This is a genomic window from Rhizobium sp. S96, from assembly GCF_030382195.1.
In the GTDB taxonomy this organism is placed as follows: Bacteria; Pseudomonadota; Alphaproteobacteria; order Rhizobiales; family Rhizobiaceae; genus Rhizobium.
This window is the reverse complement of record NZ_JAUDRY010000004.1, coordinates 277,316-303,336: the sequence shown is the minus strand read 5'-3', so window position 1 is coordinate 303,336 and position 26,021 is coordinate 277,316. Positions and strand designations below refer to the sequence as shown.

Annotated in this window: 30 protein-coding genes; 8 read left to right on the top strand and 22 right to left on the bottom strand. The window is 60.8% G+C overall.

All coding sequences use genetic code 11. The annotated features are described in order from the left end of the window. Window positions 1-10: 10 nt before the first annotated feature. The 3 genes from QTL94_RS06330 to QTL94_RS06320 are packed head-to-tail and all read right to left on the bottom strand — an operon-like array spanning window position 11 to window position 3,415. The gene (locus tag QTL94_RS06330) at window positions 11-862 is read right to left on the bottom strand and encodes an MOSC domain-containing protein (protein ID WP_065689992.1); all 852 of its coding nucleotides are present in this window, start codon (window positions 860-862) and stop codon (window positions 11-13) included. 9 nt (window positions 863-871) lie between these two features. Next, window positions 872-1,516 carry an HD domain-containing protein gene (locus tag QTL94_RS06325; RefSeq protein ID WP_289800938.1) on the bottom strand — a complete coding sequence of 215 codons (645 nt, stop codon included), beginning with the start codon at window positions 1,514-1,516 and terminating at the stop codon, window positions 872-874. Between the two features lie 54 nt (window positions 1,517-1,570). Then, on the bottom strand, window positions 1,571-3,415 hold the full coding sequence (locus QTL94_RS06320) for a putative bifunctional diguanylate cyclase/phosphodiesterase (protein ID WP_289800937.1): 1,845 nt from the start codon (window positions 3,413-3,415) through the stop codon (window positions 1,571-1,573). Between the two features lie 416 nt (window positions 3,416-3,831). On the opposite strand from QTL94_RS06320, the gene QTL94_RS06315 reads away from it, so the two are divergent. Continuing rightward, window positions 3,832-4,146 carry a hypothetical protein gene (locus QTL94_RS06315; protein ID WP_113521643.1) on the top strand — a complete coding sequence of 105 codons (315 nt, stop codon included), beginning with the start codon at window positions 3,832-3,834 and terminating at the stop codon, window positions 4,144-4,146. 120 nt (window positions 4,147-4,266) lie between these two features. Beyond that, window positions 4,267-4,779, top strand: coding sequence for a superoxide dismutase family protein (locus QTL94_RS06310; protein WP_289800936.1), 513 nt, complete (start codon window positions 4,267-4,269; stop codon window positions 4,777-4,779). A 7-nt stretch (window positions 4,780-4,786) separates the two neighbouring features. Here the strand turns inward: QTL94_RS06310 and QTL94_RS06305 are convergent, their stop codons facing one another. The 7 genes from QTL94_RS06305 to QTL94_RS06275 all read right to left on the bottom strand — a co-directional run bounded on the left by QTL94_RS06305 (window position 4,787) and on the right by QTL94_RS06275 (window position 8,846). After that, the gene (locus QTL94_RS06305; protein WP_289800935.1) at window positions 4,787-5,311 is read right to left on the bottom strand and encodes a tyrosine phosphatase family protein; all 525 of its coding nucleotides are present in this window, start codon (window positions 5,309-5,311) and stop codon (window positions 4,787-4,789) included. Beyond that, the gene (locus tag QTL94_RS06300; protein ID WP_289801062.1) at window positions 5,308-5,880 is read right to left on the bottom strand and encodes a YfbR-like 5'-deoxynucleotidase; all 573 of its coding nucleotides are present in this window, start codon (window positions 5,878-5,880) and stop codon (window positions 5,308-5,310) included. Before QTL94_RS06300 ends, QTL94_RS06305 begins: the two co-directional genes overlap by 4 nt. A 29-nt stretch (window positions 5,881-5,909) precedes the next feature. Then, complete coding sequence (gene ygfZ / locus QTL94_RS06295) at window positions 5,910-6,743, bottom strand: CAF17-like 4Fe-4S cluster assembly/insertion protein YgfZ (protein ID WP_289800934.1); 834 nt, start codon at window positions 6,741-6,743, stop codon at window positions 5,910-5,912. Between the two features lie 61 nt (window positions 6,744-6,804). Then, window positions 6,805-7,557: a hypothetical protein gene (locus tag QTL94_RS06290; protein ID WP_065689998.1), complete on the bottom strand. Its 753-nt coding sequence runs from the start codon at window positions 7,555-7,557 to the stop codon at window positions 6,805-6,807. A gap of 19 nt (window positions 7,558-7,576) precedes the next feature. Next, window positions 7,577-7,834, bottom strand: a complete 258-nt coding sequence (locus QTL94_RS06285; RefSeq protein WP_065690277.1) for a hypothetical protein — start codon at window positions 7,832-7,834, stop codon at window positions 7,577-7,579. A gap of 100 nt (window positions 7,835-7,934) precedes the next feature. Next, entirely contained in the window at window positions 7,935-8,366 is a 432-nt protein-coding gene (locus QTL94_RS06280) for a TIGR02301 family protein (RefSeq protein ID WP_289801061.1), read from the bottom strand. Between the two features lie 60 nt (window positions 8,367-8,426). Next, entirely contained in the window at window positions 8,427-8,846 is a 420-nt protein-coding gene (locus QTL94_RS06275) for an NUDIX hydrolase (RefSeq protein WP_289800933.1), read from the bottom strand. 92 nt (window positions 8,847-8,938) lie between these two features. On the opposite strand from QTL94_RS06275, the gene QTL94_RS06270 reads away from it, so the two are divergent. The 3 genes from QTL94_RS06270 to QTL94_RS06260 are packed head-to-tail and all read left to right on the top strand — an operon-like array spanning window position 8,939 to window position 10,723. Further along, window positions 8,939-9,259, top strand: a complete 321-nt coding sequence (locus QTL94_RS06270) for a YnfA family protein (protein ID WP_289800932.1) — start codon at window positions 8,939-8,941, stop codon at window positions 9,257-9,259. Window positions 9,260-9,300: 41 nt separating this feature from the next. Continuing rightward, the gene (locus QTL94_RS06265) at window positions 9,301-10,065 is read left to right on the top strand and encodes an SOS response-associated peptidase (RefSeq protein WP_289800931.1); all 765 of its coding nucleotides are present in this window, start codon (window positions 9,301-9,303) and stop codon (window positions 10,063-10,065) included. A gap of 37 nt (window positions 10,066-10,102) precedes the next feature. Next, a complete protein-coding gene (locus QTL94_RS06260; protein WP_289800930.1) occupies window positions 10,103-10,723 on the top strand; it encodes a LysE/ArgO family amino acid transporter in 621 nt (206 codons plus the stop codon). Here the strand turns inward: QTL94_RS06260 and QTL94_RS06255 are convergent, their stop codons facing one another. From QTL94_RS06255 to QTL94_RS06235, 5 genes are all read right to left on the bottom strand, one after another. Continuing rightward, window positions 10,724-10,864 (bottom strand): hypothetical protein, encoded by a 141-nt coding sequence (locus QTL94_RS06255; RefSeq protein WP_289800929.1) that lies wholly within the window; start codon window positions 10,862-10,864, stop codon window positions 10,724-10,726. A 155-nt stretch (window positions 10,865-11,019) separates the two neighbouring features. Beyond that, window positions 11,020-11,868 carry a CDP-diacylglycerol--serine O-phosphatidyltransferase gene (pssA, locus tag QTL94_RS06250; RefSeq protein WP_065690003.1) on the bottom strand — a complete coding sequence of 283 codons (849 nt, stop codon included), beginning with the start codon at window positions 11,866-11,868 and terminating at the stop codon, window positions 11,020-11,022. 18 nt (window positions 11,869-11,886) lie between these two features. Beyond that, window positions 11,887-12,663, bottom strand: coding sequence for a phosphatidylserine decarboxylase (locus QTL94_RS06245; RefSeq protein WP_275078372.1), 777 nt, complete (start codon window positions 12,661-12,663; stop codon window positions 11,887-11,889). 57 nt (window positions 12,664-12,720) lie between these two features. Then, the gene (locus tag QTL94_RS06240; RefSeq protein ID WP_065690005.1) at window positions 12,721-14,598 is read right to left on the bottom strand and encodes an ABCB family ABC transporter ATP-binding protein/permease; all 1,878 of its coding nucleotides are present in this window, start codon (window positions 14,596-14,598) and stop codon (window positions 12,721-12,723) included. Between the two features lie 200 nt (window positions 14,599-14,798). Continuing rightward, window positions 14,799-16,808: a LysM peptidoglycan-binding domain-containing protein gene (locus tag QTL94_RS06235; RefSeq protein ID WP_289800928.1), complete on the bottom strand. Its 2,010-nt coding sequence runs from the start codon at window positions 16,806-16,808 to the stop codon at window positions 14,799-14,801. A 155-nt stretch (window positions 16,809-16,963) separates the two neighbouring features. On the opposite strand from QTL94_RS06235, the gene QTL94_RS06230 reads away from it, so the two are divergent. After that, window positions 16,964-17,590, top strand: a complete 627-nt coding sequence (locus tag QTL94_RS06230) for an LOG family protein (RefSeq protein ID WP_113521654.1) — start codon at window positions 16,964-16,966, stop codon at window positions 17,588-17,590. A gap of 9 nt (window positions 17,591-17,599) precedes the next feature. On the opposite strand, the gene rarD is transcribed toward QTL94_RS06230, so the two are convergent. Further along, entirely contained in the window at window positions 17,600-18,511 is a 912-nt protein-coding gene (gene rarD, locus QTL94_RS06225) for an EamA family transporter RarD (RefSeq protein WP_289800927.1), read from the bottom strand. Window positions 18,512-18,624: 113 nt separating this feature from the next. On the opposite strand from rarD, the gene QTL94_RS06220 reads away from it, so the two are divergent. Next, the gene (locus QTL94_RS06220; protein WP_289800926.1) at window positions 18,625-19,485 is read left to right on the top strand and encodes a protein-L-isoaspartate O-methyltransferase family protein; all 861 of its coding nucleotides are present in this window, start codon (window positions 18,625-18,627) and stop codon (window positions 19,483-19,485) included. Window positions 19,486-19,503: 18 nt separating this feature from the next. On the opposite strand, the gene cimA is transcribed toward QTL94_RS06220, so the two are convergent. From cimA to cysS, 6 genes are read right to left on the bottom strand one after another with little or no spacing between them, the layout of a single operon-like run. Then, window positions 19,504-21,120, bottom strand: coding sequence for a citramalate synthase (gene cimA / locus QTL94_RS06215; RefSeq protein WP_065690279.1), 1,617 nt, complete (start codon window positions 21,118-21,120; stop codon window positions 19,504-19,506). Window positions 21,121-21,151: 31 nt separating this feature from the next. Further along, window positions 21,152-22,111, bottom strand: a complete 960-nt coding sequence (gene pip / locus QTL94_RS06210; protein WP_289800925.1) for a prolyl aminopeptidase — start codon at window positions 22,109-22,111, stop codon at window positions 21,152-21,154. Beyond that, window positions 22,108-22,584 carry a GFA family protein gene (locus QTL94_RS06205; RefSeq protein WP_065690011.1) on the bottom strand — a complete coding sequence of 159 codons (477 nt, stop codon included), beginning with the start codon at window positions 22,582-22,584 and terminating at the stop codon, window positions 22,108-22,110. The genes pip and QTL94_RS06205 overlap by 4 nt, the downstream gene beginning before the upstream one ends. Next, a complete protein-coding gene (locus tag QTL94_RS06200; RefSeq protein ID WP_289800924.1) occupies window positions 22,577-23,068 on the bottom strand; it encodes a GFA family protein in 492 nt (163 codons plus the stop codon). Before QTL94_RS06200 ends, QTL94_RS06205 begins: the two co-directional genes overlap by 8 nt. After that, entirely contained in the window at window positions 23,065-23,541 is a 477-nt protein-coding gene (locus QTL94_RS06195) for a GFA family protein (protein WP_289800923.1), read from the bottom strand. Before QTL94_RS06195 ends, QTL94_RS06200 begins: the two co-directional genes overlap by 4 nt. Further along, window positions 23,538-24,929 (bottom strand): cysteine--tRNA ligase, encoded by a 1,392-nt coding sequence (gene cysS, locus QTL94_RS06190; RefSeq protein WP_289800922.1) that lies wholly within the window; start codon window positions 24,927-24,929, stop codon window positions 23,538-23,540. The genes QTL94_RS06195 and cysS overlap by 4 nt, the downstream gene beginning before the upstream one ends. A gap of 348 nt (window positions 24,930-25,277) precedes the next feature. On the opposite strand from cysS, the gene QTL94_RS06185 reads away from it, so the two are divergent. After that, window positions 25,278-26,009 carry a glycoside hydrolase family 25 protein gene (locus QTL94_RS06185; RefSeq protein WP_289800921.1) on the top strand — a complete coding sequence of 244 codons (732 nt, stop codon included), beginning with the start codon at window positions 25,278-25,280 and terminating at the stop codon, window positions 26,007-26,009. Window positions 26,010-26,021: the final 12 nt, after the last annotated feature.

The window sequence follows — 26,021 nt, the reverse complement described above, 5'->3', positions numbered from 1 at the left end:
CGCCGCAGGGCTATGCCCGGCGGGTCTTGAAGGCCCAACCCTCTGGTCTCTCCTCGATCACCGTCACCTGATCGCCGCAGCTGACATGCCCTGATGCTCGCGGCGTGACGTTCCAACCAAACAGCGGGCCGGGGACGCGCCGGTCCGCCGACATCCGGATCCGACCCATGGCGGGCATCGGGTTCGGAACCTCGCGCGACCCTGTTATCTGGTCTTGGGTGGTCATGATACAACGCGCGCACGGCTTCACGAGGTCGAAGCGGATACCGGCGATTTCGATGGCGGCCCAGCGATCCTCAGGCCATGCTTCATCAGTGTCGATCACGATGTTCGGGCGAAAGCGATCCATGCCGACGCTTCCTTCGCCATGCGCTTCCAGATCGGCGTTCAACGCCTTCAGTGACCCGGTCGTTGTCACCAGGATCTGATAGCCGTCGGCGAAGGTCACCGGTGTGCCGTCACCGGCCCATTCGGCGCTCGCCGTACGCTTGGCATCCCGATCGAAGAAAACGAGCCTCACTTCGCGACCGAGCCAGCCCGAAAGCGTCTCGTTCGTCGTATCATCAGCCACCGCCGCGTTGACGATCGTTTTCCAGATCGAGACGTCCATCCGCTTTCCGGCCTCGGGAGGCGGCACGGCAATTTCCTGCCCGTCCATCAGCAACCGGAAAACAGACGCCTCCGGTCTCGTCTCGATTTGAGCGAGCGCCGGCAATTCACGCTGCGTGATGAAATGCCCGTCTGGGGCTGTGATCATCGCGCGCCGATCTCCCGGCAGGCCGAAGGCATCGATCGCCGTTGAGGGTAGGGCAATGCCTCGGCCGCTCTTGAGCGGGTAGATAAAGAGGTTGCTGACGCGCATTCGCTGCTCCTAGATTTCGTCCATGAAGGCTACGAGAAAATCGCGGAGCCTCTTGTCCCGTTCACCGGCCAATGCCCGACCGGCGTTCGTCTTGAAACCATCCGCCAGCTTGAAAAGCTTGGTCTGGAAATGGTCGATGGCGTAGCGACGATCGTCAAGCGGTCGATCACTGCCGGAAGGATCGAATGGATCATATAGCGAGGAGGACATGCGGCCGGCGATGTAGAAGCATCGCGCGGCGCCCACCATGCCGATCGCATCGAGCCTGTCCGCATCCTGCAGGATCCTGGCCTCGAGGGTTTCCGGCTGAATGTTTGCCGAAAAGCTGTGCGTCACGATGGCATGGGAAACAGCTTCGATGTCGCCGGGGCTCCAGCCGAAGTCGGCCAGCACACCCGCCGCCTTTTCCGCCGCGAGGGCCGAAGCCTGCGCCCGAAGCGGTGAGCTTTTCTCTACGGCAACGCAATCATGCAGCAGCACGGCGGCGGTAAGAATCCTCACATCTCCGCCTTCGCTGGCTTGTATCCGCATTGCGTTCTTGAAGACGCGCAGAATGTGCGCGAGGTCGTGGGAACCGTCATCGCCCTCGTGCGAATAAGGCACCAGCTGAGAGGCGAGCGTCTCGAACGGAGAGAAGGCTTTGGCGTCGAACATCATGGGCTCCGGAGTCGTGTCCTTCTCCTTAGAGCCCGGGACCGCGAGTCGCAATCAGGAGCGGGGCGCGGCGGCCTTTCCGAACGTCTGTTCGAGCAGATGGGGAACGTCTGCGGCGGGGCGTGGCGCGCTGATGTGGTATCCCTGAATCTCGTTGCAGGCTTCGCGCTCCAGAAGCGCCAGCTGTTCGGCGGTCTCGACGCCCTCGACCGTGACGCGCATTCCGAGCGCGCTGCCAAGCAGGATGATGGCGCGCATGATGGCAAACGCCTCTCGATTTTCGACGATGCCGGTGACGAACGACTTGTCGATCTTGATCTTGTCGAACGGAAAGCTGCTGAGATAGCTCAGCGACGAATAGCCGGTGCCGAAGTCGTCCATCGCGATCCGGATACCATGCTGCTTGATGGCGTGCAGGATCGGCAGGGCCACAGCCCGGTTCTCCATGAGCACGCTCTCTGTGATCTCGACTTCCAGTCGGGCAGGCGGGAGCCCGGAGGCATCCAGCGCATCTCTGATATCGCTTGGCAGATCGCTGTTTGTGAACTGGATCGGTGAGACGTTGACGGCCACCTTTATGTCTTCCGGCCACCGTGTCGCGTCGAGGCAAGCGCGCTTCAGAACCCAGCGTCCGATATCGACGACGAGGCCGACTTCCTCTGCCAGCGGAATGAATTCCATGGGCGGCACGCGGCCCCGCGTCGGGTGGTTCCAGCGGATTAGTGCCTCAAACCCGCAGATACGCCGTTCGGTGAGATCGTAGAGCGGCTGATAGTGGAGCTCGAACTCCTCGTTCTGGACTGCCTTTCGCAGGTCGCCTTCAAGCGCATGCCGTGCATTGATCTTGGCTTCCATTTCCGCCGTGAAGAAGCGCTCTCCCTGCGGGCCATCAGCCTTGGCATGAGCGAGCGCAACGCCCGCGTGCTTCAGGAGAACGTCGGTATCCATCCCGTCCTCGGGGCTTATCGCTACGCCCATCGAGACGCTGAGCTCGACAGCCTTGTCCCCGCGGAAGAATGGTTCTGAGAGCTCGCGTCGGATCTGTTCGGCGAGCGCCGTGACGTTCCACGGCTGCTGGCGGCCGCATTGGAGGATTGCAAACTCGTCGGAGCCCAGGCGAGCGAGCGTATTGCCGGCGCCGGCCGAAAGCCGCAGCCGCTCGGCGACCTGCCGGAGGATTTTGTCGCCGGCTGAAACGCCCATCGTGTTGTTGACGGATTTGAACCGGTCGAGATTGAGATGGACGAGGGCAATGTGTTCGTCCGGCTGCCGCGATGCGAGCGCGGCATCGATCTTCTCACGAAAGCTGATGCGGTTGGGCAATCCGGTGAGCGGGTCATGATGGGCGAGATAAGCGATCCGCTCGGCTGCTTTCCGTTCGTCTGTGATGTCGGCGTGGATCGAAATATTGCTGCCATCGGACAGGATCGTCACGACGCTTTGGATGATGCGCCCATCGTTCATCGTCCATTCGCGGCGACGAATACGCCCGCCGTCGGAGATGATGTCCCGATGCTTGGCGCTCGCTTGCGCGCCGGGTGTCTCTGCGCCTCGAATTCTTGCGATCAGGGAGCTGATCGGCGTTCCGGGGGCAGCCTCGTCTTCGCCGAAGCCGAACAGTTGCCTGAAACGTGGGTTGGCAACGATCAGCTTCTGTTCGGCATCGAAGACGCTGAGACCAAGCGGAAGATTGGTCAGGACGACGTCAAAGAGCCGTCGTTGCTGGTCAAGGTCATTGTGGATGGAAAGAAGCGCGGCTTTCAGCGTGTCGTTGTTCAGAAGCGAGGAGTAACGCCAATCGTCCAGTTCGATGGGAGCGGCCGCGCCGAACTCCGCGAATGCCTCTGGCGGCCTTGGATCGAAGTTCACCGCGGATTTCGCGGATGCGTTCTCAGGCATCTCGGCGAGCCTTCCGATGCAGTGTGCGATCTCGATGCGGCGTGGCAGGCATGCAAGGAAAATCCTGAAACTTCCAAAACGGCTGACTTAACATTCCATAGTAAAAGGCTGCGGAAGCAATAGACGGCGACACTCCCATGACGGAATTAACATTCGGTTGCATCGCCGCAAATATATCGCGTGGCTATATTTTGGGGTCGGTCGCGCTGTCGTGAAAAATCAATGAAAACAAAAGCATTCGACCTTGCTGGCGAGGGGTGCGGTGCAAAATGCAACAGTTTGTCAATGATGATTAATGAGCCGTTAACAACTTATTGACGTGCTGCGCAAATCAGTTTATCCGCCGTTCTGTAGTGATTTTTCTTTTTTCGTATTGCGTACAAACATCACCGGTTAGCCGGTGGACGGAGGTTTGTATGAGCCGTGTTTCATCAGTTGCCGATACGTCCTATGCGTATCTCGCAACTCTCTCGAGACTGGACACAAATGGCGACGGCATGTTGAGCCGTAGCGAGCGCGCGGCTGATGAGAAGCCCGGAATTCTAAAGCAGTTGAGCGAAAACGATGCCTCGCAGGAAGTGTCGCCCAAGCTCTCCAACGGCGTCCTGTCTTTCATGATGGGGAGCCGGTCGGTTGGTAGCGTGGATTTCTTTTCGCAGGATACCGACGACACGACGAACAGTGTCTATCAGAATACCTACGGCCAGTACGATCTGGATATTGCATCCTGATTGGACGCGACCTGTTCGTTACCAAAGCCGGCCGATTGGCCGGCTTTTTCTTTACAGCCTTCCCGGGAACGCGTTCGGCTCTCAAGCGTTTGAAGAGCAAAGGGGAAGGAGGGCGCTCACATGAAAATGCTATCGTGCATTGCTATCGCTGCCATCGCAGTCGCTGGTGTCGCGGCTGCACAGGACCGACAGACCGCGATCGCAAACTTCGTCGGCAAGGACGGTAAGGAAGATGGACGGGCATCGCTGACCGCAGCGGCAGGCGGTGGCGTCCTGATCGAGGTCGAAGTCTCGGGGCTTCCCGCGAACAAGTGGGTTGCCTTTCATGTGCACGAAACCGGCAAATGCGATGCGGCGACACATCACGAATCCGCTGGCAAGCACTTCAATCCTACTTCGGCCGAGCATGGTCTGCTGGCCGCGAGCGGCCCCCACGCCGGTGACATGCCCAACCAATATGTCGGTCAGGATGGGGTGCTGAGAGCTCAAGTCTTTAATGGCATGGTCTCTCTCGACGGAAAGAAAGACGGGATCCGCGGGCGTGCCCTGATGATCCATGCCAATTCGGACGACTACCGCAGCCAGCCTGCCGGCGGCGCGGGCGAGAGGCTGTCATGCGGCGTGATAAAGTGACGACGGCTTAGGCACGATCCGTCAACGGCAGGGTGAAGGGCGCGTTGCCGTCGGCATCGGCACCGCGTCCAATGGAGCGCACGGCCGCAACAAGCCTGCCGTTGCGCCCGAGGATGTCGTCAGCGAATTCAATCAATCGTGCGTTTGGGGTCGCATAGGGAGACACGGCCCGAAGCCGGCGGGCAAGCACCTCGTCGTCCTGATCCGGCTCCACCGCAAGTGCACTGATCAGCGCGGCTGCAGGCGATCGGGAAACGCCCATCCAGCAATGGATCAGCAGTGGCGCACTCTGATCCCAGCTCCTGGCGAAGTCGACGATCTGGCCAACATGACTTTCATCGGGTGCCACGAGGTTACCCGTTCCCTTGAAGGCGATGTCGTTCATGTGGAGCAGCAGGTGACGTTTAGCCTGGATGACTGCGGGGCGGTGGAATGCCTGCTCCTTCGCCATCAGGCTGATCATCTCGCGAGAACGATGCCTTACGGCCATTTCCGCGATGCGAGCCAGCGGCGCCACGACGATCGTGGTCATGGCTTGCCGGTCCGCATGGCGTCGATCGCGTCGAACCGCTCGCAGAACAGGCGCTGGGCCTCGGTCGCGGGCAGGGGGGTGATCAGCAGCATCTCCTTGGTAATGCCGCGCGGTTGGCCGAAGAATTTCTGCCCCTCCGACGCGCTGAAGCCGGCAAGCTCGGTCGCCTCGAAATAGGCAGCGATCGTGTCCGCTTTCTTTATCTTGTCTTTCAGCTCCCGCGACGCGTGTGGCGGAAGTCCGAAGCGCAGATGCACAGCCGCTTCCAGGCGCTTCTCGACCACCTTGTAGCCGCCGCCGACCACGGATTTGAAGGGCGAGATCATGTCTCCGATGACATATTCCGGGGCGTCGTGCAGCAAGGCCATCAGGCATTGGTCGGGCGTGGCTTCGCCCAGCTGCCGGAAAATATACTCAACGACAAGGCTGTGTTGCGCGACGGAGAACGCATGGTCTCCTGATGTCTGGCCGTTCCATCGAGCCACGCGCGCCAGACCGTGGGCGATATCGCCGACTTCGACGTCGAGCGGCGACGGGTCGAGCAGGTCGAGCCGTCTCCCCGAAAGCATGCGCTGCCAAGCGCGCGGTACCTTTGCGGTCAAGCGCTGGCCTCATCCGTCGTCGATGGGAAGACGAGTCCGGACCAGGCGGGCAAGGCCAGCGTCACCGGCGTTTCGCCAGCAAGAAGCTGGGTGCCGAGTGCCATGGCTTCTCCAGCGCGATCGATACGAACGATGGCGAGACCAGTGTCACCGGCGACCGAGCCGAGCAAACCGACAGGCTTGCCCGCGGCCGTTATCTCAGTTCCGGCGGCTGGCAGATCGTGGCCTGTAACCGTGACGACCCGCCGCCGCGCCGTACCGCGATGCTGCATACGCGACACGACTTCCTGGCCGACATAGCACCCCTTCTTGAAGGAAAGACCACCATTCAGATCCATCAGGACGTCATGTGGAAAGGCGTCCTGCAACGCGTAGTCCGCGCCAGAAACGGCAACGCCATTCGCTGCGCGCAGGGCGGCATAGGCGATCTGCTCGTTTTTTCCGTGCTCGCCAGGTTCCCTGCGAACGGTGATGCCGGCCTTGGCAAAACGGCTATCTTTCCAGCCTGCCTCGCGTTCCCCGTCCCAGGAAACCGTTACGCCACTGCCTTCAGCGGAAAAGCTCACGACAGCTCGTAGCTTGTACATGGTCAACCGCTTGATGAGGGCGTCGCGCTGCCCGTCGTCGGCTTCGATGACGAAGTCGTCGCCATCCCGCCAGATCATGAAGTCGAACAGGATCTTCCCCTGCGGCGTCAGCAGCGCACCCGGGCGTGCTTCGTCAGCGCCAAGGGAAACGATATCCGTGGTAATCAAATTCTGTAGGAAAGACTGAGCTTCGACGCCGCTCACGCGAATGAGCGCGCGGTCTCTCAGGAATACGGCTGGCATAGTGTCACCTGTCGCGTTGTCATGGCTCAGAAGTATGTCTTTGACGACAGGATCGCAAGCATCAGTCGCCTGCGGTAAAATACTTCCATCTCCCGTCGGCGGTGATGCCGAGCCGGTAGAAATTGTAGCCGCCGAACTCCTGCATGTCGGAAAGGTCGCCCGCGGTGACGATCCGAAGCAGTTCCACCCTCTCAGGTGGGGTCAGCGTCTTGAGATCCTTTTGGGCGAAGTACGGCCATACATACATGTCTTCAGACGTGCCTTGGCCGACATGAACGAATCCGGTCGAGATGATGTCGAGCATGATCGCCAGAATTTCGTCGCCATCCGGGTCACCGGACAGGTCCTTGAGCGCGCTGATCGGATCATCGGTCGGCTCGCCGACCGTCACCTGGGTCTGGCTTGCGCCTGTCCCGAGGAGAGGGCGCAGCCGCTCAAGATCACCCGACGCTGCCGCCTCGACAATCTGCTGGCGCATGCGGCGAACCGGTTCCGGAACCTTGCTGATGTCGTAGATGACTTCGACCGGCTTGGAATTGTCCTGTGAGCCGGGAGTGGTATCCGAACTCTGCCCATTTGTCTTGTCGACGAGCGGGCTCGGCGCCGGGATGCCCGATGGGGACGCCGGCGAAGCAGCCGGCTTGTCGGTTCCGCCCTGAGCAGGCGTCGAATTGTCTGAAAGACCGGGAGTCTTGTGCAGTTCGGAGAGTGCGAACGCCGACGTTGCGGTCACGAAACTGCCGGTACCGACACTGATTGCAAGCAAAAGCGGCGCGATCGCGAGCCGCGAAGCATTGTCTCTATCGGTACGCATGAAACTCTCTGTAAAAATATTATTGCAGGGTGCGATTGGGAGAAAATTCACCGGCCAGCATGCGCTCGCGCAACGAATCCAGCAGAGCTTCGGCACTATTCTCGCCATGAAGGCGAATGGTTTCGCGGATGGCATGGATGATTGCCGTATCAGCGATGATTTCGGGTTCAATGCCGTCGGCCATTCCGTCGGCCCAGGCTTCATTATGGTACTCCAAGGCCGCCTGAGTCTTCTCATGGACGATCATGTCGTCGATGTCATTGAGGCTTGGTTCCATTGTCTTTTCCTCAAACTGCATGCCTTACTGCCTAGTTAACAACTCTATCAGCCTTTTCCCAAAACGACACGTCCGAGACTGAAAAGAGGTTAATTAAATGTCAATTTCCGAAGCGCGAAGTAATTTCTGTGGTGAGTGTTGCACCTTCGTTACGGTAGCGCTCTTCTGCCACGATGGCCGCCTGTGTGCAATCCGTATAAACAGATGCAAAGGCGCGATAGCCTCGATTGAAAGCGGCCGTGAGCTTCTCTTTCCGCTGAGGCTCGTCTTTCGCTTCCGAATCAAGAAGTTGCTGCATGTCCCTACGCCATTCATCGCTGTTTTCGGCTTTGCACAACGTTCGCAGATAATGCACTGAACCCAGCACCTCGGCGAGGCGCGCGAGCTTGTCGTCATAAGGAGCAGGGACCGATTTCGGTGCAGCTTCCTCTGCAGTTGCCGGCGTTGTTTGACCCTGGGACATCGCGCAAACGGGCATGGCCGCACCGGCGCAGACAACGACACACATCAACACGCGACGCAGGGGAATCATGAGCTTTAGTTGATACGCAGGAGATGGCCGGAACAAGGCACGCAACCGGATTTCCACTGCTTATTCACCCTCCTCGGACAATCGTTCGGCGCACTCCAGCACGCTCTGCGGTGTCGGCAGTCCGCGAATTTCATCGAGGGTAAACCAGCCGATTTCCGCCGCATCGTCCGCGGCCACCGCGACCGCCTGGTGGTCCGCTTCAACGCGGAAGACCGAGAGGAAAAAGTGGCTGCTGAGCCTTCCATCGGGTGCATGAGTCTTCAGGTCATAGGTCGCAAAGAGCCGGGGATTGTGGGCCTGGATGCCGGTCTCCTCCTCGAATTCGCGCAGGGCCGTATCCGCCGGCGTCTCTCCCGCCTCGGCGCGTCCGCCCGGAAAAGCGTACATGTCCGCCGACGGCGGGTTTCGTCGGAGCACCAGCAGAAATCGTCCGTCGCGTTGCAGAATGCCCGAAGAGGCGGCCTTTGGAAGAGAAGTCATGAACGACGCCGATTTGTGATTGCCGGTTGTTGGCCGTGCTCGCTTACGCTCTTGTTCATCCCGTGACGACCAAGCGATTCGAGGGAGCCTTCGTGACTTATATCATCTATGCCGCGGCGGCTCTGTTCGAGATTGCGGGTTGTTTCGCCTTCTGGGCTTGGCTGCGAATGGGCAAGCCAGTGTGGTGGCTCGCTCCCGGCATGGTGTCGCTTGCGCTTTTTGCATGGCTGCTGACGCTCATCCCCAGCGAGGCGGCGGGACGCACTTTTGCAGCCTACGGCGGCATCTACATCGTCGCCTCGCTGGTCTGGCTCTGGTCGGTTGAAAACCGCGTGCCGGACCGATGGGATATTGGCGGCGCGTTGATCTGCCTATGCGGTACCGCGGTCATCCTCTTTGCGCCAAGGGGCTGACGAAGCCTTGACCGGACGGAAAGCCGGTGCAAAGAAACCTTATGTGTGGACGCTTTGCGCTGAACGTATCGCCGGAAGAGCTCGCGGAAGTTCTGGGGCTTTTGGACCTGGAGGATTTCCCCGCGCGCTTCAACATCGCGCCGACGCAGCCGATTCTGGTCGTCGTCTCGGGCGAACCGTCGGAGCCGGGGAGCAATCGCCCGGACCGCCGCGCCGTGCTGGTGCGCTGGGGCTTTACCCCTGGTTGGGTGAAGGACCCCACGCAGTTTCCACTGCTGATCAACGCGCGCGCTGAGACTGCGATCGGCAAGGCGTCGTTCCGCGCGGCGATGCGCCATCGGCGGGTGCTCGTTCCAGCTTCCGGCTTTTACGAATGGCACCGGCCTTCCAAGCAGACCGGCGAGAAATCCCAGCCCTATTGGATCAAGCCGCGCCACGGCGGGATCGTTGCCTTTGCCGGCCTGATGGAAACATGGTCTTCGGCCGACGGGTCGGAGGTCGATACCGGCGCGATCCTGACGACGGCTGCCAATGCGACCATCGCGCCGATTCACGACCGCATGCCTGTTGTCATCAAGCCGGAGGATTTTTCCCGCTGGCTTGACTGCAAGACACAGGAACCGCGCGATGTCGCGGATCTGATGCGCCCTGTTGAAGACGATTTCTTCGAGGCGGTGCCGGTATCAGACAAGGTCAACAAGGTGGCCAACATGGGCGCGGATCTTCAGACGCCGGTGACACTCGATAAGTCACCGTCGCCGGCAGGGAAGAAAACGCCGGACGACGGCCAGCTCAGCTTCTTCTGATTCTCTATCTTCGCCTCTTTACATCCCGGAAAATTTCATGCCTCCCATCTCGGCCGCGCTGTCCGGCTTCTTCCTCGGTGCTTCACTCATCATCGCAATCGGCGCACAGAATGCCTTCATTCTGCGCCAGGGCCTGTTGCGCTCGCATGTCTTCGTGCTCTGCCTGATCTGCGCGCTGTCGGATGCTGTCCTGATCGCCGCTGGCGTCGCTGGCCTCGGGACGCTGGTTTCGCGATCGCCGATCCTGCTGTCGGTCGCGAGCCTTGGCGGCATGCTGTTTCTCGGAGCCTATGCCGTTCTGGCGTTTCGCCGGGCGCTTCATCCCGGCGCGTTGCAAACCGGAACGCCCAAGGCCGTCGGACTAAAGGCCGCGGTGGCGACATGCCTGGCGTTCACATTCCTGAACCCGCACGTCTATCTCGACACGGTCGTTCTCGTCGGCAGCCTGTCTGCCGGCTACGAGGGTGCCGGTCGCCTGGCGTTCGGCGCGGGCGCCGCCTTGGCATCGTTCATCTGGTTTTTTGGATTGGGCTACGGTGCGCGGTTGCTGCAACCGGTTTTTGCGAAACCCGCCGCGTGGCGGGTTCTCGATGTCTTCATCGGCATCGTCATGGCGTTGCTCGCGACCAGCCTGGGCGCGCGCCTCGTGACAGGCTGATCAGGCGATCTTCTTCACCAGCGTCGGCTTGCTCTTCAGCATCAGCGCTGCGGCAAGAACGGCCTTGAGGCCGAGCGGGCGGTAGTTTGCGCTGAGGTCGGTCTTTACCGGCTGTTCGACGCTTGTCTTCTTCGGGGTCACAATACTCTCCTCGCGTGCTGTCCCTAGACTCTTATAATTATTGCTCTTTTGTCTGTAATAACGACAAAATGGAGGCAAGGCTCATCAGGAATTATGTCTGTAAACCATAATTCGCGATCCTTGAGCCAAGCCTTCGCCCGCTAGGAATGGGAGATTTAGATGTGGCGTCCGATGTCGTCTTCGCCTACGCCGGGCTCTTCTATCGTCAGCGTCCCGTATTTGCGTTTCCACTTACGGGCACCGAAGGGCAGGGTCAGCAGGTAGACGACCGCAGTCACGACCATGACCTCCCAGGTGAAGCTCGAAAGCAACGCAACGTAGAGCACGACGCCGAGCATCATCGGCAGCACGAGGTCGCGCCGCAGTCGCGTGCCTTCTGATTTTCCCGACCAGACGGGAAGCCGGCTGATGAGAAGGAAAGCGATCAGGACCGTGTAGGCCGCCGAAAGGTAGCCGAAGGTCTTGTCGGTGGTGAAGCCGAGGAAGCCGAGATAGACCGGCAGCAGCACAAGCATGGCGCCGGCAGGGGCGGGCACGCCGACAAAATATTCCGATTGCCACGAGGCCTTGTTCTCGCGCTCGGACATGACATTGAAGCGAGCGAGCCGGAGCCCGGCCGCGATCGCGTAAATCAGCGCTGCGATCCAACCGATCGAGCGCGCCTGATCCAGGGCGAAGACATAGACGACAAGTGCAGGCGCCACGCCGAAGTTCACGATATCGGCGAGCGAATCCATTTGCGCGCCGAATTTCGACGTCGCCTTCATCAGCCGTGCGACACGACCATCAATCCCGTCGAGAAACGCAGCCAGGAGCACCATGCCGACTGCGAGCTCATAGCGGTTCTCGAATGCGAGACGGATACCAGTCAGCCCGGCGCAGATCGCCAGGATGGTTATGAGATTGGGAACGACCAGCCGAAGCGGGATCTCGCGGAGACGGGGACCGCGCGCCGAATCATCAGGCGGACCATTTGGCTCGAAGGGCGGGAAGGGCGTTTCCATGTCGCGCTCCAATCGTTACTAGCTGCGACGGCTGACAACTGGTCCTTTGGCAGATCCGAATTCAGCCAGGACTGTCTCGCCGGCAATCGCCGTCTGGCCGAGGGAGACCCTCGGCGCGGCACCTGCCGGAAGGAAGACGTCTAGGCGCGAGCCGAAGCGGATCAAACCGAAGCGTTCGCCGGCGTCCAGCGGCTCGTTCGCATTCGACCAGCAGAGAATACGGCGTGCGACGAGACCTGCGATTTGCACGACGCCGATCTGGCCATGCGCGGTTTCGATCACGAGACCATTGCGCTCGTTGTCTTCGCTCGCCTTGTCCAGTTCAGCGTTGACGAAACTGCCGGAACGATAGTTGACGCTGACGATGCGGCCGCGCATCGGCGCGCGGTTCACATGGCAGTTGAAGACATTCATGAAGACCGAGATGCGCAGCATCGGTTCAGAGCCGAGATTGAGCTCCGCCGGCGGCACGACCATCTGAACGGAAGAAACCTTTCCGTCTGCCGGCGATATCACCAGGTCGTCGTCCTGCGGCGTCATGCGCTCCGGATCACGGAAGAAATAGGCGCACCACAAGGTCAGGATAAGGCCGATCCAGAACAGAGGCTTGAACAGCCAGCCAAGGATCAGGGAGGCGACGAAGAAGGCGGCGATGAAGGGATAGCCTTCCTTGTGCACCGGAACGATCGTGTTGCGAACCGTATTGAACAAGCTCATGTATGCCGCTCTCCTAGCGTTTTCGTATCCGCTGGTTACAGCGAAACCTTGGCGGGGGCAATGCTGGCGCCCCCTCATGCACATCTATGGCAGGGTTCTGAACAGCAAAACGCCCGGGACCACTGGCGGTTCGCCTCAGGTAGCCGGCGCCAATCTGTTCACAACGCCCATATCGTCGCTCTCGCGCACCTGCTTCAGATGTTCCTCGGCCTGCGTTGCTTCGCGCTGGCGGCTCCACATCGATGCATAGAGGCCGTTCTTCAGCAGCAGTTCCGAGTGCGTCCCGCGTTCGGCGATTTCGCCGCTCTTCAGAACGATGATCTCGTCGGCACCGATGACGGTGGACAGGCGGTGGGCGATGACGAGCGTGGTGCGGTTCTTCGAAACGACGTCCAGCGCCGTCTGGATTTCGCGCTCGGTGGTCGTGTCGAGCGCCGAGGTAGCTTCGTCGAGGATCAGGATCGGCGGTGCCTTCAATATGGTGCGGGCAATCGCGACACGCTGCTTCTCACCACCGGAGAGCTTCAGCCCGCGCTCGCCGACCTTGGTGTTGAAACCTTCCGGCAGAAGCTCGATGAAGTGGGCGATCTGCGCGATTTCGGCTGCGGTCTTGACCTCCGCATCGCCGGCGGCCGGCCTGCCGTAGCGGATGTTGTAGGCGACAGTGTCGTTGAATAGCACGGTGTCCTGCGGAACCATCCCGATGGCGGTTCTCAGGCTCTTCTGCGTGACGTTGCGGATGTCTTGTCCGTCGACCGTAATCGAGCCGCTTTGGATGTCGTAGAAACGATAAAGCAGGCGCGACAGCGTCGATTTGCCGGCGCCGGACGGGCCGACGACGGCCACGGTCTTGCCGGCAGGAACGTCGAACGAAATCCCCTTGAGAATGGGGCGCGCGGCGTCATAGGCGAAATGGACGTCGCGAAACGAGATGGCGCCATGGCCGATGTCGAGAGGAACGGCGTCCGGCGCGTCCTTGACCTCGGCCTGTACCTCGAGCAGGTCGAACATCTGTTCGATGTCGGTCAGGCCCTGGCGGATTTCGCGGTAGACGAAGCCGATGAAGTTCAACGGCACGGAGAGCTGCAGCAGCATGGCGTTGACGAAGACGAAATCGCCCACGGTCTGCTCGCCGCGCTGAACGGCGAGCGCCGACAGGATCAGCATCACGGTCGTTCCGAGGCCGAAGATCACGCCCTGGCCGAAGTTCAGCCAGCCCAGCGAGGTCCAGACGCTGGTCGCTGCCTTCTCATAGTGAGCCATCGACGCATCGAAGCGCTTGGCCTCCATCTCCTCGTTGCCGAAGTACTTCACGGTTTCGAAATTGAGGAGCGAGTCGATCGCCTTGGTATTGGCGTCGGTGTCGCTGTCATTCATCGCCTTGCGAATGGAGATGCGCCAGTCGCTGGCGCGGATGGTGAACCAGATATAGGCCCAGACCGTGAAGGCGGTGACGGCAAGATAGGAGAAGCCGTAGCCCCACCAGAAGATCACGGCTGTCAGCAGGAACTCGATCAGCGTCGGAACCGAGTTCAGGATCGTGAATCGCACGATCGTCTCGATGCCCTTCGTGCCGCGTTCGATGATGCGGGAGAGGCCGCCGGTCTTGCGCTCCAGATGGAAGCGCAGCGACAGTTCGTGCATGTGCACGAATGTCTTATAGGCGAGCTGGCGCACGGCATGCTGGCCAACGCTGGCAAACAATGCGTCGCGCAGCTGGTTGAGACCAAGCTGGATGAGGCGGGTAAGATTGTAAGCGATCACCAGCGCGACCGCTCCAACCAGCAGATCGGGCAACTTGCCGGCCAGATCCATCTTGCCGTTCAATGCATCGGTCGACCACTTGAAGAAATAGGGGACCAGCAGCAGGACGAACTTCGAAACGAGCAGGAATACCGAAGCCCAAACCACGCGCATCTTCAGATCGGAGCGACCCGATGGCCACATGTAGGGCCAGAGATTGAAGAGCGTTTGCAGCAGATTGGATTCTGAAACTGTCTTGCCGTTAGCCATGTGTGTCTCCGGCCCGCAAGGGGCTCTGGCCGTGTCGCGATGTCGGCAAATGGGCAGAGCGGCGCTTGGAGCTGAAGCTTGGCCGTACATGATCGCCGTCACCGCCAAATGGGGTGTTGGCCGGACCATTACAACATGTTGGCCTGACAGGAAAAGAGCGGCCGGGTGTCATAATCACCCGGCCGCCTGTTTATCGTCGCTTAGAGATGTTCGCCCGAGAGCCGCTTGCGATGCAGCTCTTCGGCATTTGGCAGGGCGTCCTTCGGCAAGCCGAAGATCTGGCCAGGCAGAATGCGGTCCGGATTGCTGATCTTGTCTTCGTTGGCGACATAGATCGTCGTGTAGCGAACGCCAAGACCATAGACGCGGCGCGAGATCTGCCAAAGCGTATCGCCCCGGCGGATGATCACCGTTTCCTTGCTCTCCTGCAGCGGGGCCTGCTCGATTGTTGCCGGCTGGCCGTCGTTGCTGACGATTTCGTTCGTCGTCGGAGCAGCCGGAGCTGCGGCCGGAGGCGCCAGGTTGGCAATCAATGTGCTGAGCTGCCCAAGTGCATCGCCAACGGATTTCGCATCCTTCGGCAGTGCCTGCAGCGTCTTCAACGCTTCGTTCGCTGCGGCCGCAGCCGCGTTGGCCTGCTGCTTGACGTCGGCAGTCGCATCGGCGGCTGGGCGGAACTCGATGATGGCGCGCAAAGCGAACTCGTTGGCCGAGCGAGCTGCTGCCAGCTGTTCCGTCTCCGGCAGCTTGCCATCCGCAAACAGTCCGCTGAGCAAAGCGAATGCCTTGGTGGCATCGTTCTTCAGCTTGCCGAGCGCACCTTCGTCGAGCGTGACCATCGATGCGGTGCCGTTGCTGTTTGCACCGCCCTGTGCCGCGACAGTGACCTGGTTTCCTTCCGGACGATTGAAGTTGACCGAGGCGCGAACCGCGACCTTACCGGCGTCGTCGAGCGCATCGGCCCGGATCTTGTGGTCGCCGACAGCGAGAGGCATGACGCCATCGATGACGAAATGACCATCCGGTCCCGTCTTCGCCCTGCCGATCAGCTTGTCGTCCGCATAGGCAGCCACGTTGGTGTTGGGCTTTGCCGTGCCGGCAACAAAGATCTTGTCGCCTTCGATCTCGACGGCGTTGACCATGATATCGGCCGTTGCCGGTGCGGCGGCAGCCGGCGCGCTGGCAACGTCGGACGTAGCTGCAGCGGGAGCGGTTGGTGCAGTCGCAGTCTGGTTTGCCGTCGCATCAGCGGCGGGGGCGGTGGCGGAAGCCGGGGCTCCAGCCGTCGGCGCCGTGATGATGCGGCTTGCCGTACCGGGCTTGGAAACCATCGCCAGCAATTCCGAAGTCTTGCCGTCCGTCGGTACGGAAACGGTCGCGACTTCCTCGGAGGTCGTGCTCTTTCCATCCTTGCCGGTCGTGCGCAGCACAATCTGGTGGTCGCCAGCCGCCAGCGGATTGTCGAGGACCGCAGCGAAGTCGCCGCTCGGGCCGACATCGGTTGTCGTGACGACCTTGTCGCCGTCCAGGATCTCAAGCTTGCTGTTCGGTTCGCCGGAACCTGCGATGACCGTCGAGCCGTCGGGCTCGACACGCAGCACGTCAAATGTCGGAAGCTTCGGGCCGGCGTTGCCGGCGTTCTCGGTAGCCGGTGCCGGCGTAGCCTGCGGCTGTCCCTCGGCGGTCGCCGCCGGTTCCGGGGTGCCCGTTAGAGCAGCCTCGGCCTTGGCGATCGCCGCAGCCGCATCCGCGATGTTTTCAGGCAGTGCCTGAACGATCGCGAGCGCCTTTGTGGCTCCGTCTTTGGCCTTCTGGATTGCCGCGCCCGTCACCGGGTTCGTCCCTTCGGGAGCCGCAAAATCCACAAGAGCCTGCAGCGATGTCGTCGCCTTGGATTTCGCCGCGCCAAAAACCTCTTCGGTCGGCCCCTTGCCATCGGCAAAGAGCGCCTTAAGTTCGCTGAGTGCCTGTCCGGCTGCGGCGGTCAGCGTCCCAAGCTTTTGCGTCGTGGCGGCATCGTCCGGCGTCGCGGGGCGAGACGTCTTGGCCGCTTCGGTAACAGTATTCTTGACCTCGGAGCCAGCCTGGTTGATTGCGTCACCGACTTTCGCCGCATCCCCGCCAATGCGGGGCATGACGAAAAAGACCATCAACAGAATTGCGATTACGAGCACTGCAAGGGCCAGCAAGCCGGCACGGTTTTTCATCATTCAGGTCTCCCAGGCGGCGAGTATGCCGGACTTCCTAAAATTGCTAGCGATTCCCGCTGCTTTGCACAAGCAGTCAAAGTAGCCCGACAAATGTAAGACACGGCTTTTCTGTCATTTTTCTTGACGAGAGGCAGAGAGAATAGTTGTTTGCCCCTATGACAGATCAATCTCATTCCATTCGCTCCATCTGTGTTTACTGTGGTTCACGTCCCGGCGGTGACCCGCGCCACATGGCTGCCGGCCGTGCGCTGGGCAAGGAGATCGCAGATTACGGCCTGCGACTCGTCTACGGTGGAGGCACCAAAGGCATCATGGGGGCGGTCGCGAGCGGCGTGCTTTCGAACGGTGGTCAGGTCACCGGCATCATCCCGGAATTCCTGATCGACATGGAAGCGACGCGCCACTCCCTGGGCCAGCTCAACGAGCTTATTGTAACCCCTGACATGCACACCCGCAAACATGCGATGTTCGAGCGTTCGGATGCGTTCGTGGCACTCCCAGGCGGGATCGGCACGCTTGAGGAGATCATCGAGATCATGACATGGGCCCAGCTTGGGCGTCATGAGAAGCCGATGGTATTCGCAAATGTCGGCGGCTTCTGGGATCCGATGATGGAATTGCTGCGCCATATGACGGATGAGGGTTTCGTGCACACGGCGCACCGCGTTCAGCCGCTGGTGATCGACGACGTGTCCGAGATCGTGCCGGCAATCATGGGACGTGCGGCAGACCTTGCTTCCGCCGACCGTGACGGCGAAGAAGCCGTCATTTCGAAGATGTAAGACCGCGCGCTATTGCGCGCGGCTTCCTCGCAGCATCGACCATGTGTAGAGAAAAAGCCCGGCCCAGATGAGCGGGAAGGCGACCATGCGCGCAGTCCCAAGCTCTTCCTTGAAGACGAAGACAGCGATCAGGAAGATCATCGTCGGTGCGATGTACTGCATGATGCCGATCGTCGATAGCTTGAGCAGCTTCGCACCGTTGGCATAGATCATCAGCGGCACCGCGGTAATGAGACCACAGCCGAGCAGGAGCGCGGTATCGGCCCAGCCCGTGCGATAGAGGTGCCCGCTGCCGCCGATCTCGAGATAGAGAACGTAGAACAGGGCGGGGACGCTGAGGATCAGCACCTCAAGGAAAAAACCCTGGTTTGGACCAAGCGGCAGCGTCTTGCGGAAGAGGGCATACAGACCCCAGGAGACGGTCAGCGTAATGGAAATCCATGGAACGCCGCCGCTGTCGAGCGCCAGTACGACGACTGCGAGCGCGGCGAGCGCAATTGCGGCGATTTGCAGGGGGCGAAGCCGTTCCTTCAGCACGACCGCGCCAAGAAAAATGCTGAAGAGCGGGTTGATGAAATAGCCGAGCGCCGCATCGAGCGAATGACCGGCGCCAATCGCCCAGACGTAAGTGCCCCAGTTGATCGTGATCAGCGCAGCCGTCAGCGATGCCATCGCGAGCATCCGCGGCGAGCGCAGCGCCAACCGGATATCCTGTGTCCGACCGAGAGCGATCAACACCAGGCCGGCAATGGGAAGCGACCAGAGGATGCGATGTGCGATCACTTCGGCCGGCGAAATATGGGCAACCGCCTTCATGTAGATGGGGAGAAAGCCCCATAACAGGTATGCCACGAGCGCGAACGCAAAGCCGCGTGGACTATCTTCATTCTTGATAACAGGAGCGCTTGCATCGACCGACATCGAGTGTTTCCATTATTTTTTGTGGTTAAGCACCCGATTAGCGCAACGGCCGTGAATAGGCCAATTCATTTCGGTGAATGGACGCGGCCGCCTTTCCGAGGTGGGGTACGGCAATGGATGAGAAGGCCCTTGCGATCTGCCGCCGGGCATTTGCGACCCAGATGCTCGAAAAGGAGGGAATCACCAACGATCCTCCGCTGTGGAATGCGTTTGCCACTGTGCCTCGCGAACGCTTCCTTGGAGCGCCGCCCTGGAAGATGGCGCGATGGGACGGCTATCTCGACATCTCGGCGGACGATCCGTCCGTCCTTTACCAGGATGCACTCTTTGCCCTTCAGCACGAGCGCCAGGTGAACAACGGCAGCCCCAGCCTGCACGCGCGCGGGCTGCACCGCCTCCAACTTCGCACCGGGGAGACGGTGTGCCATATCGGCGCCGGCAGCGGATACTATACGGCCATGATGGCGCTGCTCGTCGGTCCAGCCGGCCGGGTGATCGCGGTCGAGTTCGACGAAGCCTTGGCTGCGCGTGCGGCCGATAATCTCAAAGACTACGGCAACGTAGAGGTCGTCAATGCGAATGGTCTCGAATGGCCGCAAGAGCCGATCGACGCTGTCTATGTCAGCTTTGCAGTTCATCGTCCGGCAGCCCCATGGATCGAGCGGCTGACGCTCGGCGGGCGACTGATCTTTCCGCTGGGCGTGCCGGATGTCGATGGTACCGGGCAACCGACCGGTCTCAGCTCCTACGCCGGGTTCTTCCTGATCGTGCGAAAAGACCCCGGCTACGACGCCACGTTTTTGGGCCCCGTCGTCTTCGTGTGGGGCGAGGCTGTCGTCGGGACGCTCGACAGCTATCGGTCGCTGGAAACCGCCTTCCGCAACGGCGGCATGCGCGGGATCCACGCGTTGCGTTGGAAGACAAGGCCGAGAGAGGGCGAGTGGTACACGCAAGAGGACTGGGGCCTCGAATGACCCCAGACCCGGCCGCCATCACTCGGCGGCGATCTTGCCGGCGAGTTGGCGGTTCTTCATCAGCTTGTAGATGACCGAGTCCATCAGTGCCTGGAACGACGCGTCGATGATGTTCTCGGACACGCCGACCGTCCACCAGCGAACTCCGTCGCTATCGGTGGATTCGATCAGGACGCGCGTGATCGCTTCCGTGCCGCCGTTGAGGATACGCACCTTGAAGTCGGCAAGCACGAGATCGTCGATCTCATGCTGATACTTGCCGAAGTCCTTGCGCAGCGCGAGGTCGAGCGCGTTGACCGGACCGTCGCCCTCGGCCACAGACATGACCGTGCTGCCATCGATGACCAGCTTGACCACCGCCTCCGAGACGATCTTCACCCGGCCGTGGGAATCGAAGCGGCGTTCGACCATCACGCGGAAGCCCTCGACAGAGAAGAATTCCGGGATAGTGCCAAGCGTGCGGCGTGCAAGCAGCTCGAAACTCGCATCGGCACCCTCATAGGCGTAGCCGGACGCCTCGCGTTCCTTCACAAGCGCAATCAGCCTGTCGAGCTTCGGATCGTCCTTGCCGACTTCGATGCCGCGCCGCTTCAGTGCGTTGATGAAGTTCGCCTTGCCCCCTTGGTCGGAGACCATGACCTTGCGGAAATTGCCGACGCTCTCCGGCGTGACGTGTTCGTAGGTACGCGGATCCTTCAGCAGCGCCGAGGCATGGATGCCGGCCTTTGTCGCAAAGGCGGATGCGCCGACATAAGGCATCTGGTGGTCCGGCGAGCGGTTCAACAATTCGTCGAAGGCGTGAGAAAGCCGCGTCAGGTTCACCAGCCTGTCGGCGTCGATCGTGGTCTCGAACCGCGACGAATAGGTTTCCTTCAGCGCGAGCGTCGGGATCAAGGTCACGAGATTGGCGTTGCCGCAGCGCTCGCCGATGCCATTGAGCGTGCCCTGGATCTGGCGAACGCCTGCTTCCACGGCCGCCAGCGAATTGGCGACGGCCTGGCCGGTGTCATTATGGGCGTGGATGCCAAGACAGTGGCCGGGAACGCCGGCCGCGATCACGGCCTCGACGATGGAGCGGATTTCCGGCGGCTGGGTTCCGCCGTTCGTGTCGCAAAGGACAACCCAACGGGCGCCGGAATCGTAGGCGGTCTTCGCGCAGGCCAGTGCATAGGCCGGGTTCGCCTTGTAGCCATCGAAGAAATGCTCGCAGTCGACCATTGCTTCCTTGCCGGCTTCGACGGTCGCCTTGACGCTTTCGGCGATGCTTTCGAGGTTCTCCTCGTTAGTGCAGCCGAGCGCGACCTTCACATGGTAGTCCCAGCTCTTGGCGACGAAACAGATCGCGTCGCTCTTGGCCTGCAACAGGCTCGCCAGCCCCGGATCGTTAGAGGCGGAGATGCCGGCACGTTTCGTCATGCCGAAGGCAACGAAAGAGGCTTGGGCCGTACGCTTCTGGCTGAAGAAGGCGGTATCGGTCGGGTTCGCACCCGGATAACCGCCCTCGACGTAATCAAGGCCGAAGTCATCAAGCATGGTGGCGATCGCGATCTTGTCCTCGACCGAAAAATCGATGCCGGGCGTCTGCTGCCCGTCGCGGAGTGTCGTGTCGAAGAGGTAGATCTTTTCGCGTGTCATGGTGTTCGTCCCGTCGCGGCCCTGCGGCTCGTTATTGTTTTCCGGCAAACTGGTCGGTTGCGCGGATCAGCTTGTCGAGGATGCCGGGCTCTGAATAGGCGTGGCCCGCTCCCTCGATCAGGTGAAAGTCTGCCTTCGGCCAGGCCTTGTGCAGTGCCCAGGCATAACGCGCCGGGCAGGGCATGTCGTAACGGCCATGCACGATCACCCCGGGAATGTCATTCAGCCTGTAGGCGTCGCGCAACAACTGCCCTTCGTCCATCCAGCCGGCGTTGACGAAGAAGTGGTTCTCGATCCGCGCAAAGGCATAGGCGAAGTCGGCGTCTTCGAACTTGCCGCTGGTCGATTTCTCCGGCAGCAGCGTGATGGTTTCGCCTTCCCAGATGCTCCAGGCCTTGGCGGCTTCGAGCCGTACGGCCTTGTCTGCATGTGTCAGCCGCCTGTGATAGGCGTGCATCATCTCGTGGCGCTCCTCCGGCGGGATCGGCGCGATGAAACGCTCCCACTTGTCAGGAAACATCTCGGAGACACCGAACTGATAGTACCAGTCGAGCTCGGCCTTTGTCAGCGTATAGATGCCGCGGACGATCAATTCGGAAACCCGCTCGGGGTATTTCTCCGCATAGGCGAGCGCAAGCGTCGAGCCCCACGAGCCGCCGAACACCTGCCACTTCTCAACGCCGGCCATTTCGCGAAGCCGCTCGATGTCGGCAACGAGATCCCAGGTCGTATTGGCGTTGAGGTCGGCATGAGGCGTGGATCGCCCGCAACCACGCTGGTCGAACAAGGTGACGTCGTAGAGAGCGGGATCGAACAACTGCCGGTGCGTCGGAGAGAAGCCGCCACCAGGTCCGCCATGCAGGAAGACAGCAGGCTTGGCCCCAGGCGTGCCGGAGCGTTCCCAATAGATCACATGGCCGTCGCCGACGTCGAGGTGACCGGACGCATAGGGTTCGATTGCGGGATAGAGCGTACGCAGGACTTCAGTCATATCTTCACGCCTTCGGCTGGCCAAAAAGTGGTGTCGTGGTCCGGGTGCTGGAAGGAGATGATCGCCTCCTGCCGCGAATAGAAATCGGGGTCGGTGTGGACCGGTTGGTCGAAGATCGTCTCGACCCACGGAAGACGCGCCTCGTAGTTCACCTGTATCTGCGGTGCGAGATCGCTGCGATCGTCGAAGGTTCCGATTGCAAGCTCCAGTCCGCCCGGGTGCCGGTAGGTCATCGGCGTGCCGCAGTTCTTGCAGAAGCCGCGCTCGATATTCACCGACGATTGGAAATAGGTGGGCTCGCCGCGCGTCCATTCCATGCCTTCTTCAGGTGCCGTCACCAGAGCCGAGAAGAAGCCACCGAACTGTTTCTGGCACATGCGGCAATGGCAGATCGAGGGGCGTCCAAGCTTGCCGTTGATGCGAAAGCGCACTGCGCCGCACTGGCATCCGCCGGTTCGGATAGGTTCACTCATGGGATGCTCCGCTGGGCCAATTGGCCGTGTCGTGATCGGGATGCTGTTGGTTGCTGGCTGCGATCGCGTTTTCGCGATCGGGCGTTTCGGCCTCGGGCTCGATCGGCAGGCCGTCCAGTTCATGGAACCAGATCATCTTGCGTCCGGTGTTGGATTGCATCACCGGCTTGACGCTGTTCGGCTCGTCGAGGGATCCAAGCACGATGTTCAAGGAATCGGATTCGGCGCTGTCATAGAAGAGAGGTGTTCCGCACGTTCCGCAGAAGCCGCGGCGCACGAGATCGGAGGAGTGAAACCAGGTCGGCTCCCCTCGCGTCAGCATGAACTCGGATCGCTGTGCGGCAGCCAGCGGCATGAAATAGTTTCCGGCGGCCTTCTGGCACATGCGGCAGTGGCAAAGATGCGGGTAGGCGAGCGGGCCCGCGGCACGGTAGCGAACCGCGCCGCATTGGCATCCGCCGCTGTGTGCCGCTAGTGTCGTCACGGACGTTCCCCTTCAGGCCACGTCGCCGTGTCATGGTCGGGATGCTGATAGGATACGATCTCAAGCACGAAGGGAGCTGCTTCCGCATCCTCTTCGGTCTGCCGCGCGGGAAGTTCGTGAAGATGATCGACGAACGCGATCCTGCCCTCCGTCCCGAACTGGATAACCGGCGGGAGCTCCGAGGGATCGTCAAACGCGCCGGCGGCAATTGCTATGCCGTCGGGCGCCTCATAGGTCAAAGGCGTGCCGCAGTCGCCGCAGAAGCCGCGTTCGACATAGTTTGACGAGCGGAACTTCTTGTGTTCGCCGCGCGTCCATTCAAGCTCGGCGCCGCGCACCGAGACGAGCGGTGCGTAGTAGGCGCCGAATGCCTTCTGGCACATGCGACAATGGCAGATCGACGAATCTTTCAGCGTCCCGCGAACGCGAAAGCGGACCGCTCCGCATTGGCATCCGCCGCTATAGGTGGTCACCGCTTCACCTCCCATGTCGTGATGCGTTCGCCGGTCGCCGCGTCCTTGCCGTCCTTCAGCTGGATGCCTTCCGCGAGCAATGTGTCGCGAATGCTGTCCGCCTCGGCGAAGTTCTTCGCCTTCAACAGCTCCAGCCGCGTCTTGACGCGCCTGTCGATCTCGATGGCGACAGCTTCGTCGATCTCGGCCGCTTTCGGCAGGACACCAAGCAACTGCGCACTTGCGGCGAACGTCGCACGGTCTCCGGATTGGGCAAGAGCGTGCAGCGCCTGGATAGCGGCGACGGTGTTGAGATCGTCGGCCAGCGCGTTGACGACCGACGCATCGGGCTTTGCATTGCCCGGTTCCGCCGCCGGCCATTTAGAAAGCAGCCGCTCGGCCTCTTCCAGTCGCTTGATCGAGAAATCGATCGGCTCGCGATAATGCGTCATCAGCATCGCAACGCGCAGCACATCGCCCGGCCATTGGCGGCCGCCGAACTTCTCGGTGTGCAGCAATTCGTAGATGGTGACGAAGTTGCCTTCTGACTTCGACATCTTGCGGCCTTCAACCTGCAGGAAGCCGTTGTGCATCCAGACATTCGCCATGACCTTGGTGCCGTGGGCGCAACGCGACTGCGCGATCTCGTTTTCATGGTGAGGGAAGATCAGGTCCAACCCGCCGCCATGGATGTCGAACACGTCGCCGAGATAGCGTCCACTCATGGCCGAGCACTCGATATGCCAGCCGGGACGACCGCGACCCCAGGGGCTCTCCCAGCCGGGCTCACTCTCGCTCGACAGCTTCCAGAGTACGAAATCGCCAGGGCTCTTCTTGTGGGCGTCGACGGCAATGCGGGCGCCCGCCTGCTGTTCGTCCAGATTGCGCTTCGACAGCTGGCCGTAATCGGCCATGGACTTGGTGTCGAACAGCACTTCGCCCGCAGCCGTGTAGGCATGGCCGTTGGCAATCAGCTTTTCGATGATCTCGATCATCTGGGCGATGTTGTCAGTGGCGCGGGGCTGCACTGTCGGTTCGAGGCAGCCGAGCGACTTGGCGTCGTCGAGAAACTGCTTCTCGGTCTTCTCTGTCACCGCCCGGATCGCTGCGTTGAGCGACAGGCCCGGATAGTCCCGCAGCGCCCGAGCGTTGATCTTGTCATCGACGTCGGTGATGTTGCGCGCATAGATGACGTGATCGCCGCCATAGACATGGTTCAGCAACCGGAAGAGAACGTCGAAGACGATGACCGGGCGGGCATTGCCGATATGGGCGAAGTCGTAGACCGTCGGACCGCAGACATACATGCGGACATTCTGCGGATCGATCGGCGCAAAGACCGTCTTTTCGCGTGTCAGCGTATTGTACAGCTTGAGTTCCGGCGTTGGCGATCCCGGCTGGCCGTCCATGTCTACTCTCCCAAAATGCAATGATCCGAAAAATACTTCCACCGGCGGGCCGGGGCGTTTCTCATCTTGGGTATTTGGGAGACGAAAACGGCCAGGCCAGCGAGCGCGCTAGCGAATAATCTTCCGGCAGATAATGCAGATAACCGTTTTCATGGCGGGTTTTATGGCGCGGGAATAGGGTTTGGTCAAGAGGGTGAGAAGCGGTCCGGCGCCAGCTGGAGCGATCGATCCGGTGAATCGATTGGATCGCCGAACGCCCGAAGCGCAAGCGCACCACCGGGCCATGCCAATCGCACAGCCCCCACAAAATTCTGCTACAAAGCGCTGGAAAGTAGGAAAGACCCTGACGTGAAAACCCTTGATCGAATGGTCCTCGCAACGGTGATTCTCGCTGTCGCGATTGCATCGTATCTGGCATACGATCACGCCATGGCACCATTCACCTCTCCGACGCTTGCGGACTATCCCATCCAGGGCATCGACATCAGCCATCATCAGGGCGTCATCGATTGGCAAGCGCTGGCGCGCCAAGGGAACGTCCGCTTCGTAATCATGAAGGCGACGGAGGGCGGTGACCACCGCGACAAGCGGTTTGCCGAGAACTGGAAGGCCTCAAAGGACGGGGGCCTTGTGCGCGGCGCCTACCACTTCTTCACCTTCTGTCGCCCAGGTCGTGAGCAGGCACGCAATCTGATCGAAACGGTGCCGGTTGAAACCGACGCGCTGCCGATTGCCATCGATCTCGAATTTACCGGCAACTGCGGCAAGGTGCCGACTGTCGATGAGCTGAGTGCCGAGATCGGCGCTTTCTTTGCGGAACTGAACGGCGCCTATCCCGGCAAGCCGATCTTCTATCTGAACCAGCAGTTCTTCGGCCAGTATTTCAAGGGAAACGAAGCGCGTTTCCCGGATCACTACCTCTGGCTGCGCAGTATCGCGCAGGAGCCAGGTCAAAGGGATTGCAGGGATTGGTCAATCTGGCAGTTCGCCGACAATGGCAGTCTGGACGGTATTCAAGGCCCGGTCGATCTGAACGCGCTATGTCCCTCGGAAACAGGTTTCGCGCACCTGTTCCCGTAGTGGCGGTAGACT